The organism is Streptomyces sichuanensis, from assembly GCF_020328095.1.
Classification (GTDB): Bacteria; Actinomycetota; Actinomycetes; order Streptomycetales; family Streptomycetaceae; genus Streptomyces; species Streptomyces cinnamoneus.
On record NZ_JAIXMK010000051.1, the window covers coordinates 1 to 13,388 of the forward strand.

General features: G+C 73.7%; 11 protein-coding genes. 1 reads left to right on the forward strand and 10 read right to left on the reverse strand.

The annotated features are described in order from the left end of the window. Nucleotides 1-69: 69 nt before the first annotated feature. Nucleotides 70-1,506, reverse strand: a complete 1,437-nt coding sequence (gene aspA / locus LE181_RS16605) for an aspartate ammonia-lyase (RefSeq protein WP_225662065.1) — start codon at nt 1,504-1,506, stop codon at nt 70-72. Nucleotides 1,507-1,550: 44 nt separating this feature from the next. After that, nucleotides 1,551-2,552, reverse strand: a complete 1,002-nt coding sequence (locus LE181_RS16610) for an asparaginase (protein ID WP_225662066.1) — start codon at nt 2,550-2,552, stop codon at nt 1,551-1,553. Between the two features lie 140 nt (nt 2,553-2,692). On the opposite strand from LE181_RS16610, the gene LE181_RS16615 reads away from it, so the two are divergent. Next, nucleotides 2,693-3,148, forward strand: a complete 456-nt coding sequence (locus LE181_RS16615) for an Lrp/AsnC family transcriptional regulator (RefSeq protein ID WP_225662067.1) — start codon at nt 2,693-2,695, stop codon at nt 3,146-3,148. 36 nt (nt 3,149-3,184) lie between these two features. Here the strand turns inward: LE181_RS16615 and LE181_RS16620 are convergent, their stop codons facing one another. From LE181_RS16620 to LE181_RS16650, 8 genes are all read right to left on the reverse strand, one after another. Further along, nucleotides 3,185-4,051 (reverse strand): geranyl diphosphate 2-C-methyltransferase, encoded by an 867-nt coding sequence (locus LE181_RS16620; protein ID WP_225662068.1) that lies wholly within the window; start codon nt 4,049-4,051, stop codon nt 3,185-3,187. A 56-nt stretch (nt 4,052-4,107) separates the two neighbouring features. Next, nucleotides 4,108-5,346 carry a family 2 encapsulin nanocompartment cargo protein terpene cyclase gene (locus LE181_RS16625; RefSeq protein WP_225662069.1) on the reverse strand — a complete coding sequence of 413 codons (1,239 nt, stop codon included), beginning with the start codon at nt 5,344-5,346 and terminating at the stop codon, nt 4,108-4,110. 34 nt (nt 5,347-5,380) lie between these two features. Continuing rightward, the gene (locus tag LE181_RS16630; protein ID WP_225662070.1) at nt 5,381-6,808 is read right to left on the reverse strand and encodes a family 2B encapsulin nanocompartment shell protein; all 1,428 of its coding nucleotides are present in this window, start codon (nt 6,806-6,808) and stop codon (nt 5,381-5,383) included. Nucleotides 6,809-7,194: 386 nt separating this feature from the next. After that, nucleotides 7,195-8,412 carry a lanthionine synthetase C family protein gene (locus LE181_RS16635; RefSeq protein ID WP_225662071.1) on the reverse strand — a complete coding sequence of 406 codons (1,218 nt, stop codon included), beginning with the start codon at nt 8,410-8,412 and terminating at the stop codon, nt 7,195-7,197. A 94-nt stretch (nt 8,413-8,506) separates the two neighbouring features. Beyond that, nucleotides 8,507-8,641, reverse strand: a complete 135-nt coding sequence (locus tag LE181_RS32220; protein WP_263869045.1) for a hypothetical protein — start codon at nt 8,639-8,641, stop codon at nt 8,507-8,509. A 3-nt stretch (nt 8,642-8,644) separates the two neighbouring features. After that, nucleotides 8,645-11,377, reverse strand: coding sequence for a class IV lanthionine synthetase LanL (gene lanL, locus LE181_RS16640; RefSeq protein ID WP_225662072.1), 2,733 nt, complete (start codon nt 11,375-11,377; stop codon nt 8,645-8,647). A gap of 87 nt (nt 11,378-11,464) precedes the next feature. Next, complete coding sequence (locus tag LE181_RS16645; protein WP_225662073.1) at nt 11,465-12,382, reverse strand: carbohydrate kinase family protein; 918 nt, start codon at nt 12,380-12,382, stop codon at nt 11,465-11,467. Beyond that, a complete protein-coding gene (locus LE181_RS16650; RefSeq protein WP_225662074.1) occupies nt 12,379-13,320 on the reverse strand; it encodes a pseudouridine-5'-phosphate glycosidase in 942 nt (313 codons plus the stop codon). The genes LE181_RS16645 and LE181_RS16650 overlap by 4 nt, the downstream gene beginning before the upstream one ends. Nucleotides 13,321-13,388: the final 68 nt, after the last annotated feature.

The following is a 13,388-nucleotide window of genomic DNA, read 5'->3' on the forward strand; positions in this document are numbered from 1 at the left end:
GAGTACGAGACGCTAGGCGCCGTTGCCATGGGGATGCTTCTTCTTTCGTGTGGTGCCGGGGAAGGGGGTTCAGGAGCGGACGGCCGTGGCGGCGGCCCGCGCGTGGGGGCGTGCGAGGTTGTCCGGGTGGAGGATCTCCCGGAGCTGCTCCTCGGTGAGCAGGCCCTTGGCCAGGACGAGGTCGTGGACGGAGGCGCCGGTGGTCAGGGCCTCCTGGGCGACGGCGGTGGCCTGCTCGTAGCCGATGTGCGGGTTGAGGGCGGTGGCCAGGCCGATGGACTGCCCGACGAGGCGTGCCAGGTGCTCGCGGTTGGCGGTGATGCCGGTGACGCAGCGCTCGGCCAGGGTCAGGCAGCCGGCGCTCAGGTGGCCGATGCTCTTGAGGAGGCTGTGCGCGATGACGGGCTCGAAGGCGTTGAGCTGGAGCTGGCCGGCCTCGGCGGCGAAGGTCACGGTCACGTCGTTGCCGATGACCTCGAACGCGATCTGGTTGACGACCTCCGGTATCACCGGGTTGACCTTGCCGGGCATGATGCTCGAACCCGCCTGCACGGGCGGCAGGTTGATCTCGGCGAGGCCGGCGCGCGGGCCGCAGGACAGCAGGCGCAGGTCGTTGCAGGTCTTGGAGAGCTTGACGGCGATCCGCTTGAGGACTCCGGAGAGCTGGACGAACGCGCCCATGTCCTGGGTGGCCTCGACGAGGTCGCCGGCGACCGCGAACGGGATGCCGGTGATGATGCTCAGGTGGCTGCAGGCCAGCGCCGGGTAGTGGGGGTGGGCGTTGAGGCCGGTGCCGATGGCTGTGCCGCCGAGGTTGATCTCGCGGATGAGGGCGCATGCCTCGGCCAGGCGGGCGCGGTCCTCCTCCAGCATGACGGCGTAGGCGGCGAACTCCTGGCCCAGCGTCATGGGCACGGCGTCCTGCAGCTGCGTGCGGCCCATCTTCAGGATGTCCGCGAACTCCTCCGCCTTGCCGGCGAAGGCTTCGCGCAGCACCTCCATGGCCTGCAGCAGCCGCTCGGCGGCGAGCTGCAGCGCGACCTTGACGGCGGTGGGGTAGACGTCGTTCGTGCTCTGCCCGGCGTTGACGTCCTCCAGCGGGTGCAGGTGCCCGTAGTCGCCCTTGTCGTGGCCGAGGAGTTCCAGGGCCCGGTTGGCGATGACCTCGTTGGCGTTCATGTTGGTGGAGGTGCCGGCGCCGCCCTGGATTACGTCGACGACGAAGTGGTCGTGCCACTGGCCTGCGCGGATCTCCTCGCACGCCTTGACGATCGCGTCCACCTTGCGGTCGTCGAGGAGGTCGAGGTCGCGGTTGGCGAGCGCGGCGGCCTGCTTGACGGAGGCGAGGGCGGTGACGAGGTCGGGGTAGGCGGAGATGGGGGTGCCGGTGATGGGGAAGTTCTCGACGGCGCGGAGGGTGTGGACGCCGTAGTACGCGGCGGTGGGGACGTCCCGCTCGCCGAGGAGGTCGTGTTCGGTGCGGGAGGGACCGGGGACGGCCGACATGGTGCTGGATCCGTTCGGGTGCGTGGGGGGAGGCGGGGGCGGGGTCAGGAGGCGGCGGGCGTGCCGAGGACGCGCCGCAGGGTGCGGGTGGCGGCGTCCGTGTCGTCCGTGGGGTGGGCGAGCGCGGCGGCGAGGACGGCGATGCGTGCCTGGCCGGCGCGGAGGGTGCCGGTGAGCACGGCGCCGGCGGCCGCGAGGTCCACGGCGCCGCCCTGGGTGTAGATCTCGGCGACGGGGCCGGCGGGGACGCGGGTGGTCAGGGCGACGAGCACGCCGCGTGCGACGGCCGCCTCGACGGCGGCGACGACCTCGGGGGTCGCGTTGCCCGCGCCGGTCGCGACCAGGACGATGCCCCGGGCGCCGGCCTGGACGGCGGCGTTGAGGAGCAGGGGGTCCGCGTCGCAGTGGTGGGTGACGATGTCGACCCGCGGGAGGGGCGCGTCGGCCGTCGGCAGGGGCAGCGGCTCCGGGCGCTCGGGCAGCCGGCGGACGAGGACGTGACCGTCCTTGACGTCCGCGACGGGGCTGCCGGACGGGTGGGCGAACGCGTCGGCCGCCAGCGTCTGCACCTTGATCGTGCCGCGGGCGGCGTGCACCTGGCCGTCGAAGGCGACCAGGACGCCGTGGCCGCGCAGGGCGGCGGAGCTCGCGGCCAGCAGCGCGTCGTGGAGGTTGCGGGGGCCGTCGCCGTCCCGTGCTTCGAGCGGGCGCTGGGCGCCGGTGAGGACGACGGGACGGGGGTCGTGGTGGTGGAGGTCGAGGAGGAAGGCCGACTCCTCCAGGGTGTCCGTGCCGTGGGTGACGACGATGCCGTCCACGGCGGGGTCGGCCAGGACCTCGTGCACGGTCCGCAGCAGCGCGAGCTGGTCGCGGGTGGTGAGCCGGGCGCTGTTGACGCTCATCAGGTCGACGACCCGTACGGTCACGCCGTCGGGCACCGCGGCCGTGGCCAGGACGTCCCCGCCCCGTGCGTCGGCTGCGAAGCCGGAGCCCTGCCAGCGGCTGGCGATCGTCCCGCCCGTGCTGATGACGACGACCTGTCCCACGTCGGCCCGCCTTTCTCAAGATCCTCTGACTGCGACCGCGAGGGGTAGCGGTCGAGCAGGTGAACGATAGGACGAATCGCACGCAATAGGGCCGCTGAAATGAGCAGGGGTGTCGTTGAACTGTGGTGGATAATTGCGCGATGGATGCCATCGACAGAAATATCTTGCGCGAGCTTCAGGACGACGGTCGCCTGACCATCCAGGAGCTCGCCCACCGCGTGGGCCTGACGCCCTCCCCGTGCATGCGCCGCGTCCGCCAGCTGGAACAGGACGGCGTCATCCAGGGCTACCGGGCGATCATCAACCCGGAGGCGGTCGGCCGCAGCTTCGAGGTCCTCGTCTCCATCGAGGTCAAGCGCGACCGCGAGGCGGTCGAGGCGTTCGAGGCGGCCCTCCAGGACATCCCCGACGTGATCGAGGCGTACCGCCTCTTCGGCAGCCCCGGCTGCATGCTCCGCATCGCGGTCGCCGACATCACCGCCTACGAGCGCCTGTGGATCGAGCGCCTCACGACGCTGTCGGGCATCACCGAGGTCAACTCGCAGATCATCATGAAGCGCGTCAAGGAACCGAAGGGCCTGCCGGTCGACCGCTGACGCGGTCGCGCCCGGCAGGCCCCGGTGTCCGCGCGGTCAGATGCGGTCGGCGGCGATGAGGAGATAGTGGAAGCTGCCCTCCTTGTAGGCGGTGAGGAACGGGTCCTCGACGCCGGTGGCGAGGGAGGACTGGGCGCGCAGCTCCCAGTACGGGATCGTGGCGGCCGTGAGGTCGACGACGTTGATGGGCACGAGGCCGTTGGCGGCCATGGCCTTGAAGTAGGCGCTGCGGGGGTGGATGTTGCAGGTGTAGTGCTCGTCGATGCGGCTGACCGCCTTGGAGCGCAGGCCCGTGACGTCGTTGGAGCAGCCGGTGATGGTGACGTAGCGGCCGCCGTACGCCAGCTGGCGGGCGTGCTCGGCGAAGAGCTCGAACAGGTCCACGTACATGGTGGACTCGTTGTTCCAGATGCCCTGGAAGGCGCCGGTGGGCAGGCCGGTGTCCAGCATGTTGCCGAAGTGGTAGCGGACCTTGTCGTCCACGCCGCGCTTGCGGGCCTGGTCGTTGGCGAAGTCGACCTGGGACTGGGAGATGGACAGGCCGTCGACCTGGCAGCCGAAGCGCGCGTTGGCCATGATGCTGGTGCCGCCCCGGCCGCAGCCGGCGTCCAGCAGACGCTGGTCGGGGGCTATGGGGCCCAGGTGGTCGAGGAGGACGTCGGCCTGGGCCGACTCCAGCCGGTGCAGCTCCTGGACGATGCGCTCGTCCCGGGTCTCCTGCGGGCCCTCCAGGACGGAGGGGTCGTAGTCGCCGAGCCCGTAGTGGTGGTGGTAGAGGCCGTCGACGTCGCCCAGACGCAGGTTGACCGGGTCCTTCTCGTTGTTCCAGTACTCGGCGACGGCCTTCTGGTAGGCGGTGCGCAGGACGCCGGCGGGGGCGGCGGGGGCAGGGGTGGTCGTCATGGGGATGCTCCTTACGGCATTGCAGGGGGAGGGTGGGGTGACGAGGGGGGGCGGGCTCAGGCGCCGTTGTAGCGGGGGCTGCCTGCGTGCCATTCGCGGTTGCCGCCGAGCCAGGCCCACACGCCGGCGAGGAAGCGGCGCAGCTGGGGCGAGCCGGTGAGGGCGAGGGCCGCGGCCTCGGTCTCGTAGGCGCGCACCAGCTCGTCGTGGATCTCCACGCTCCGCTCGACCGCCTCGCGCGGCGAGCACTGCTCCTCCTCGGCGATCACGGTGGGCAGGTTGAACTCCACGCCCGAGGAGTCGTGTTCCTTCGTCATCGAGTACAGGTCGTTGACGAGCGTGCTCGCGGTGGCGGCCGTGGTGACGGCGCGGCGCACGCGCGGGTCGGCGTACTCGGTGGCGGGCAGCGCGTAGCCGCCGACCACGTCGGTCAGCGCGATGCAGGGCAGGAAGCTGTTGATCTGCCGGTGGGCCAGGTATTCGGGGACGCCGGGCATGTGGCCGCGGGTCCGCCAGGATCCCTCCTGGCCGTAGCCGACGAAGAGGACGGCGACCTCGTGCCGCAGCCGGGCCACCTGGGACGGTTCCGCGTACCGGCCCAGGTGGTCGAGGGCCGAGCGCAGGGCGACCCGTACGGGGTCCTCGCGCAGGTCCCTCTCCCAGGCGGGCGCGTAGCGGGCCGGGAGATGGGCGGGGTCGAGGGCCGCGTAGGCGAGGCCGAGGTGCGAGCCGAGGAGTTCGGGCCGCGAGCCCACGGTCTCGTCGTCGCAGTAGTAGTCGTCGGTGGCCCACTCGGCGAGCGCGCACTTCCCGGCCGCGAGCAGCCGGTCCGGGTCGTCGGTGTCGGGGTGGGCCAGCATCATCAGGCGCCCGAAGTCGGCCGCGCGGACGCGGTCGAGGCGTCCGTCGTAGATGCCGGCCTCGTCGGCCCACGCCACCAGCCGGTCGTTGACCTCCCGGCCGAGTGCCGGGTCGTCCCGGACGGCGGGCGGGCAGTACAGCTCCGGGACCCCGGCGCCCCTCGCGTCCGGGGTGCCGGGGGTGCCGCAGGGGTCGCCGGCCGGCTGCGCGGAGACCTGCGCAGCCGCCCTGCCGGCCGCGATGCGGGCGGCGGAGGTGCCCAGCCCCGTGGGCCCGGTGGGCAGCGCAGTGCCCGCCGGGCGGGGGGCGGCGGCGCCGGACAGCGCCTTCGGCGCGGAACGGCCGATGCCCTCGTGGTGGGTGAGCAGCGTGGCCACGAGCCGTGCCACGTCGTGGTGGGCCGTGGGCGCGGTGATCCGGGACAGCAGTGACACCGGTTCTTCTCTCCGTTCCGGGCGATGGTGCCCGTCAGGACGGGGTGTGGAAGACCTCGACGTTCTCCAGGACGCCGAGCGCGTCGGGCACGAGAACGGCCGCCGAGTGGTAGGTGCTGACCAGGTAGGAGATGAGGGCCTGGTCGTTGATGCCCATGAACCGCACGTTCAGGCCCGGCTCGTACTCGTCGGGGATCCCGGTCTGCCGCAGGCCGACCACGCCCTGCTCGGCCTCGCCCAGGCGCATGGCGAGGATGGAGGAGGTGCCCTCGTCCGAGACGGGGATCTTGCCGCAGGGGAAGATCGGCACGCCGCGCCAGGCGGGCACCGGCCGGCCGCCCACGTCGGCGGTGTCGAAGGACAGGCCCCGCTTGTTGCACTCGCGGGCGAAGGCGGACACGGCCCGGGGGTGGGCGAAGAACGCCTTGGTGCCGCGCCGCATGCTCAGCAGCTCGTCCATGTCGTCGGGGGTGGGCGGGCCCGAGTGGGTGGAGATGCGCTGGCTGTGGTCGGCGTTGTGCAGCAGGCCGAAGTCGGGGTTGTTGACCAGCTCGGCCTCCTGGCGCTCGCGCAGCGCCTCGATGGTCAGCCGCAGCTGCTGCTCGACCTGGTCCATCGGGTCGTTGTAGAGGTCGGCGACGCGGCTGTGCACCCGGAGGACCGTCTGGGCCACGCTGAGTTCGTACTCGCGGGGGGCGAGTTCGTAGTCGACGAAGGTGCCCGGCAGGGCGGGCTCGCCGGTGTGGCCGGAGGCGAGGGCGATGTTCGCCTCGCCCTTCTTGTTCTGCGGCCGCGCCTTCTCGGCCTGGCGCCGGCGGACGTGGGCCCGCAGCCGCTCGTTGCGGCCGGCCACCTCCTCGTACGCGGCCCGGGGCAGGGCCAGTACGGTGCACGCCGTCATCGCACGCGCCGTGAACTCCCACGCGCCCGGTTCCTCGGCCACCACCCCGGCGCCGAAGAACCCGCCGTCGGCCAGCACGCCGCGCCGGGTCTCCTCCCCGTACTTCCCGGTGCCGACCTTCTCCACCTTGCCGCGTGCGATCAGGTAGACGTGGTCGACGGACCGGCCCCGCTCGGCGATCACCTCGCCGGGCCCGTACTCCTCCTGCCGGCACCGCTCGGCCAGCGCCCGCAGCACCGCCCCGTCGTCGAACCCGCGCAGCAGCGGCAGTTCGCCCAGTTCCGCGGGGATGACCCTGACCGCGGCCCCTTCCTGGACGAAGGTGACGCGGCCGTCGCCGACCTCGTAGACCAGGCGCCGGTTGACCCGGTACGTGCCGCCCTTCACCTCGACCCAGGGCAGCATGCGCAGGAGCCAGCGCGAGCTGGTGCCCTGCATCTGGGGGACGGTCTTGGTCGTGGTCGCCAGGTTCCGTGCAGCGGCGATCCCCAGGCTGAGCTGTGCCCGGCCTGCGTGCTGTTCGGGCTGCTCCGGCTGCTGCCGGTGCGCTGCGGTCGACATCCCGGTCCCTTCCGTCTGGGCGCATGCGTCAAGAGGGAGCCCCTGCGTTCACCCGGCCGGGCGACGCGGAGCTCCCGCCGCGCAAGTGAAGCAGCGCGAAATGATGTTGGTCGACATGCCGGAGCGCACACCGGCGTCTTTGCGCCATAGGGCAGACGCGGGCTCACCCGGCTCGTTCGGGGTTTCGAGGGGCTGCCGGCGCGATCGGGGCGGCGAATCTGCCCTCTATGCCGCATTGATTGGCATTTCGGGCTGCCGGGGCCCGGGCTCGCGACGGTTCCCCCGCCGCGGCGCACTCCACGGGCGGGGTGATCGAGGTGGCCGATAACGTGCAGTCCGCCGGGCTCCATCCGCGCGAGGACGGGACACGTTCGCGCGCCGTCTCCCTACGCCAGGAGCAGGGCACGGTCCCAGGCGGGGGCGTTGTCGGTGGTGGCGGCGAGGAGGGCGAGGAGCACGCCTGCCGCTCCGTCCAGGAAGCCGGGGCCGTCCTGGGTGAGGTTCCCGCCGTGGTCACGGAAGCGTGCGAGCCGAAGGGTCAGGGCTGTTGCGGCGTTCCGGAATTCCGCTTCCCCGGTGTCGTGGGCGAATCGCAGCGTGATCTGCAGCAGTCCGGCGAGGCCGTGGCACAGGCCCGGTGACGTGCCGGCACCGTGCTGCCCGGCGGCGCGGCGGTGGACGGCCTTGACGGCCCGCACCGCCGTGTCGCGGAGGGAGGCGTCGTCCAGTGCCGTGCCCGCCAGCCACAGGGCCCGGGCCACTCCCGGGGTGCCGTAGCACCACGCGACGGTGCTGCGCGGACGGGGATCCGGTGTTCCGTCCAGTCCGGTGACGCCCGGCCATTCGGGCCCTCGGGGGCCCTCGGTCCGGCAGGCCAGGAGCCGTCCGGCCGTCCGGCGCAGCGCCTCGTCCTGGCCCGGGACGCGCACTCCCGCGGACCAGGCGAGCGCCATCAGTGCCAGCGGTCCGGCGATCCCGTGCGCCGCACCCCAGTTGAGGGCGCCCTGCGGGAAGCGTTCGCGCAGGGCGTCGTCCCTGATGGCCGTGGCGGGAGTGAACCAGTGGGGGACCCCCGCGTGTTCCCCGCACAGGGTCACCAGAGCGGTGAGCACGGCGCGCAGGGACCGTTCCGCATCCGGTGACTCCCCGGCCCGGCACAGCAGCAGGGCGCCGGTCCCGGCGAGGCCGTGGATCACGTCGACGTCACGCCACGCCACGCCGTGGGTACCGCCGGCGAGGGCGGCGGCCCGTCGTTGCGTCGCGTCCTCGGTGCGGGCGTCGGGCGGACGTGCGGCTGACAGGCACCAGGCCGCGAACGCCGGTCCGGCCAGGCCCGCGTGGAGACCCGGTGCCGTCGTCCTCAGGCGCTCGGTGCCCCTGGCCGATGCGGCGAGGTACCCGTCGGCCATGGCTCCCCAGCCCTCTCCGGGCCGGTGGCGGTCCAGCTGGTCGTACACCAGGGCCAGCCCCGGGCCGCCGCCCGCGAGGTCGGGCCGTACGCATGAGGGTGTGGCGCGCGGCCGGCCCGCGAGCGCTTCCACGAGGCCGAGGGCGGCGTCCGCCGCGCCACCGGACACCGCCGCCGTCCAGGTACTGCCGGCCACGCCGTGCTCCTTCGGCCTCCGTCGGGGTGCGGTCGCGGTGGAGGGTCGTGCGGCGGGCCCGCCGCACGACCGTCGGGAAGGACCGTCGGAAGGGTCAGCGGCAGCGCGGGTACTCCGTGCAGCCGTCCGTCCAGTCGGTGCGCGGGACGGTGTCACAACACATCATCGGTTCCAGCATCTCCCCGTCGGTCTCGGGGAGCTCCTGGAGCTCAAGGACCTCGGTTTCCATGGATCACGTCTCCTTCGTCTTCGTCGTCTGCTCGTCGTTCCTGTTCTCCGGCCGGCGGAGGTCGAGGGGGTCGGCGTACCAGGAGCGGCCGCCGCCGGTCCTGAGCCGCAGGAGGAAGTCCAGGACGCCGGCCAGGCCGACGTTGTAGCTCGCGCAGATCTCGCGCAGCGTGTCGTCCGGCACCAGCAGCCGTCCGTCGCGCAGCGCGGCACGGACGAAGAGGCAGCCGGCCGCCTCGGCCGCCCGCCGTCGGTGGCGGTCGTCGCCGGTCGCGGCGGCCAGGTCGAGGAGCAGTTCGGCGTTGCCCGCCACGCCGTGGCAGGTGCCGGGGCCCAGCCGCCAGCGGTCGCGGTGCACGGCTGCCGCGGCTCCCTCGGCGTGTTCGCGGAACCGTGCGTCGCCGGTGGCGCGCCACAGCCGCACCAGGAACGTGCCCACGCCCGACGCCCCGTTGCACCACAGGTTCAGACCCGTGCGCTCGGTACGGCCCGGGCCCTTCGGCCAGTCGGCGGCCCCGCCGTCGCTCCACCGGGCCACCGCGCACAACGCCTCGCCGCCGCCGGCCGCGGCCTCGGCCAGGTCCGGCCGGTCCAGGGCCCGGCCTGCCGCGAGCAGGAAGGCGGCGTTGCCGGCCACCCCGTGCCCGTAGCCGTACGACGCCGAGCCCGCGAGGTCGCTCCGGTGCTCCGGGCCCACCGGCCAGTCCACCGTGCGGCCGGCGCTCCTCGTCAGCCGGAGCAGACGGTCCGCGCAGTGAAGGGCCCGCTCGGCGAACCGCCCGTCGCCGGTGGCGTGCCACAGGCACAGCTGCGCCGTGCCGGCGCCGGCCAGGCCGTGGCAGACATCCGGGTTGGTGCCGTCGAGCGGGATCCGCAGGGCCAGCGCCCGCGCCCGGTCGGCCATGCCCTCGTCGTCCAGGGTGCGCGCCGCGTCGTACAGCGCCCACGCCGTCCCGGAGCGGCCGAAGTACAGCCCGGGCAGCACCCGGTCCGGCAGGGCCAGCCTCTCGTCCAGCCAGCACGCCGCGGTGCGAAGGGCGGGACGTGCCGCGGAACGTCCGCTGCGCACCGCGCGGTCCAGGACGGCCAGCACCCCGGCGGCGCCCACCTGGACGTTGCACGGGTCGCCGAGGGGCAGGGTGCGGGGGCGAGGCCACAGGTACGCGGCGTCCGGGTCCATCGTCTCCGCCAGCCAGGCCAGTCCGTCGTCGATGAGCCGGTCGGCCTCGGTGTCCGGGAGTTCCGGGCCGGGTCGTTGCGGCGGCGCGGCCGTTTCGGCCCGTTCGCGGAGGAACGCCGCGGCCCGGGACAGCGGCCAGCGCCGTCCGGCGTCCGCCGTGAGGCCGAGGAGCAGCGGGCCGAGGGCCTGCACCGCGGGGTGTGCGGGGGCGGCGGCGTGCACGAGGGCGGCGATGCGTTCACCGGCCGTCCTGCCCGCTGCGGGGACGTCCGGTGTCAGGGCGGGGCTGATGCCGGTGGCGGCGTGCAGCAGGGTTGCGCCCAGGCTGTAGCAGTCCGCTTCCGGCCCCGGTGCGGGCGGTGGGGCATCCTCATCCCTCCTGGCCGGATCGTCGAGGTGTTCGGGAGCGGTGAAGCCCTGCGTCCCGGCGACGTGGGCCGTTCCGCCCGCGTCGACCGTGCACTCCAGGTCGACGAGTACGGGTGTGCCGTCCGGTCTCATCACGACGTTGCCGGGCTTCAGGTCGCGCAGAACGAATCCGGCGGCGTGCACCCGGCCGACGACGCGGACGAGGTCACGGGCCAGGGAGCGGAGGGCCGGGACCGGGAGCCGGCCGTCACCGTGCTGCAGTGCGTCGGCGGTCCACCGCTGCAGGGTCGTGCCGGGTATCAGGTCCTGGACGAGGAACACGTGCCCGGCGGACTCGAACACCTCGCGTGCGGCCGGGGCAATGCCGTACGGGGCGAGGCGGTGCAGCACGTCCGCCTCGTGGCGCAGCCAGTCCCGGGCGTCGTGTCCTTCGCGGTCGGCCCCGATGTGGGGGCGGGCCTCCTTCAGCAGGACGTCCTCACCGGTGCGTTGGTCGTGCGCGCGGTAGACGCCGCCGCGGTTGGAGTGCCGGACGGCCTCCCGGACCAGATAGCGGCCGGCCAGCAGGACCGGTCTGCCGCGCCGGCGCGGCCCGGCCTGTGTCCCGGCGGCCGGCGGGAAGGGCAGCGGGGCCCATGAGGGAGGGGAGAACCACGGGTTCCGCTCGTCCGGCACCACTGTGCCGTCGGGGGCCTCCAGTTGTGTCGCGTAGAAGCCGTCGTCGTTGAGTTCGCGGGGTCTGCTGAAGCAGCCGAAGCGGTAGTGCACCAGGCTGCCCGCCCGGTAGCGCCGGTCCGAGAGGATCGCCGGGCCGGGCAACCCGGCCGTCGACCGGTGCAACTGCCCGGCCAGCAGGCGCAGCTGGTCGTCGTCGGCGGGATAGGCGGTGAGGAACTTGCCCGACTGCGCCCGGTCGGCCCGGACCGCGGTGAGCTCGGCGACGGCCCGCGCCGTGGGGGCGAACTTGAAGGCGCAGCCGTGCTCCACCAGCACGACGGCGGCCTGCTCCAGCACGCGGGACGCCGAGACGGGGGTGGCCGACACGTGCAGCTTCCAGCCCTGCCGGCGAAGGGTGTGCCGGACAGGGGCCACCATGCACCAGAATTCCCCGTCCGCCATCCGCCACGAGCCGGTCATGCCCGAAGCGTCCAGGACCTGCGCGACGATGTGCTGGTATCCCGACGTCACGCGCACAGCGTGGCACGGCAGCGGGTTCGAACGGGAGAGTCGTGCACGCTTGTTCAGGGCCGGCGGGTCCATGGGACGGGCCTGTGGTCAGGGCGGGAAGGGGCCGCGGGGCGGGCGGGCGCCGACGAGGGTGACGGCCTTCGTGCCGGCGCGGCAGCCGCGGTGCGCGGCTGCGACCGGATCGTCACCGGCCAGGCGGGCTGCGAGGAACGCGCCCGTGAAGGCGTCGCCCGCGCCGGTGGTGTCCACTGCGGTGGCCGGTTCGGCCGGGATCCGCGCGGTGACCGTGCCGGACGCGGCCACCAGCGCGCCGCCCGGGCCCAGTGTGGCGACGACCAGGGGAAAGTGACGGCTCAGCTCGGCCGTGGCGTCGGCGGGCTCGGGCAGACCGGTGAGCAGGGCGGCTTCGTCGTGGTTGGGCAGGAGGACGTCCGCTCCCGCCACGGCCGCGAGGAAGCGGTCCACGCCGAAGCGGGCGATGAAGCCGGCGGAGGCCGGATCGACGCTCACCGCCACGGAGGCGGCGCGGGCCGCCTCGATCGCCAGACGGGCCGTCCTGCGGCTGGTGTCGGAGAACAGGAGGTAGCCGGAGACGTGCAGGTGGCCGACTCCGGTGAGCAGGTCCTCGCGCCAGTCGTCGGCCGACAGGTGCAGCACCGCTCCGCTGTCGGTGAGGAACGTCCGTTCGCCGTCCGCGCCGACCAGGGAGATGACCGTGCCGGTGGGGATCCGTGGGTCGACCACCAGGCGCGGCCGCACTCCCGCCGCGCGCAGCGCGCGCTCGTGCGAACCGGCCGCGTCGGCGCCCACCCGGGCCAGGAGGTGTACGTCCGGCGCTCCCGAGTGGGCGGCCCAGCAGGCCACGTTGGCGCCTGCGCCGCCCGGGAGGGTGGTGATGCGGGCCGCCGTGTCGGTGGCGGGCGCCAGGGGGGTGCGGTGCCGGGCGACGACGTCGGTGACCACGTCCCCCACGACGAGCAGCGCGCCACGGCCGGCGGCGGTCATGCGGTGTGCGACGACGAGGCGTACGCCGCGGCGATCTCCGCCGCCAGCCGCACGTTGCCGCGCACCGCGGCCACGTTGGCCTCCAGGGACGCGCCGCCGGTGTGCCGGAAGAGATGGTCCAGGAGGAAGGGAGTGACCGCCTGGCCGGTGACCCCCTCCCGCGCGCACGCGGCCAGGGCCTGCGCCAGCACCCGGTCGTGCAACTCGGGGTCCAGCTGCTGCGCCACGGGTACGGGATGGGCGACGATCAGCGCCGACGGCGGACCGCCCAGCGCGTCCTGCGCCCGCAGCACGGCGGCCACCTCCGCCGCGGATTCGGCCCTCCAGTCGACCGGTTCACCGGAGCTGCTGAGGTAGAACCCGGGGAGCTCCGACGTCCGGAAACCGAGAATCCCCACCCCCAGCGTCTCCAGGCGCTGCAGCGTCGCCGGCACGTCCAGGACCGACTTCACTCCCGCGCAGACCACGACGATCCGTTCCTTCGCCAGCAGGTGCAGGTCCGCCGACTCGTCCTGGGCCCGTGCCCAGTCGCGGTGGACGCCGCCCAGACCGCCCGTCGCAAAGACGCGGATGCCGGCCCGCGCAGCCAGAAAGGCGGTCGCGGACACCGTCGTCGCCCCGCTCGCCCCCGCCGCCACGGCCGGCGCCAGATCCCGGTGCCCCAGCTTGCGGACGCCGATGTCGCCGGCGACCCGCGCCAATTCCGCCTTGTCCAGCCCGACACGGGGCCGCCCGTCCAGCACCGCGACGGTGGCCGGGACGGCACCACCGGCTCTGACGAGCGCCTCCAGCTCCTCGGCCACCTGCAGGTTCCGCGGCCGGGGCAGCCCGTGGGCGATGATCGTCGATTCGAGCGCCACCACGGGCCACCCACGGTCGAGCGCCTCCCGCACCTCGTCCGACACCACCGGCAGCCGCTCACGTGACACCTCGGACATCACAGACCCCTCCCATCGCGCCCGGCACGGCACTGTTCACCGGATCCTTGATGCACAGACGTTCCCCA

Excerpts from the sequence above, each read along its gene's own strand:
- aspA (WP_225662065.1), bottom strand. The coding sequence starts at position 1,506 with ATGTCGGCCGTCCCCGGTCCCTCCCGCACCGAACACGACCTCCTCGGC.
- LE181_RS16615 (WP_225662067.1), top strand. The coding sequence starts at position 2,693 with ATGGATGCCATCGACAGAAATATCTTGCGCGAGCTTCAGGACGACGGT.
- LE181_RS16620 (WP_225662068.1), bottom strand. The coding sequence starts at position 4,051 with ATGACGACCACCCCTGCCCCCGCCGCCCCCGCCGGCGTCCTGCGCACC.
- LE181_RS16630 (WP_225662070.1), bottom strand. The coding sequence starts at position 6,808 with ATGTCGACCGCAGCGCACCGGCAGCAGCCGGAGCAGCCCGAACAGCAC.
- LE181_RS32220 (WP_263869045.1), bottom strand. The coding sequence starts at position 8,641 with ATGGAAACCGAGGTCCTTGAGCTCCAGGAGCTCCCCGAGACCGACGGG.
- LE181_RS16645 (WP_225662073.1), bottom strand. The coding sequence starts at position 12,382 with ATGACCGCCGCCGGCCGTGGCGCGCTGCTCGTCGTGGGGGACGTGGTC.
- LE181_RS16650 (WP_225662074.1), bottom strand. The coding sequence starts at position 13,320 with ATGTCCGAGGTGTCACGTGAGCGGCTGCCGGTGGTGTCGGACGAGGTG.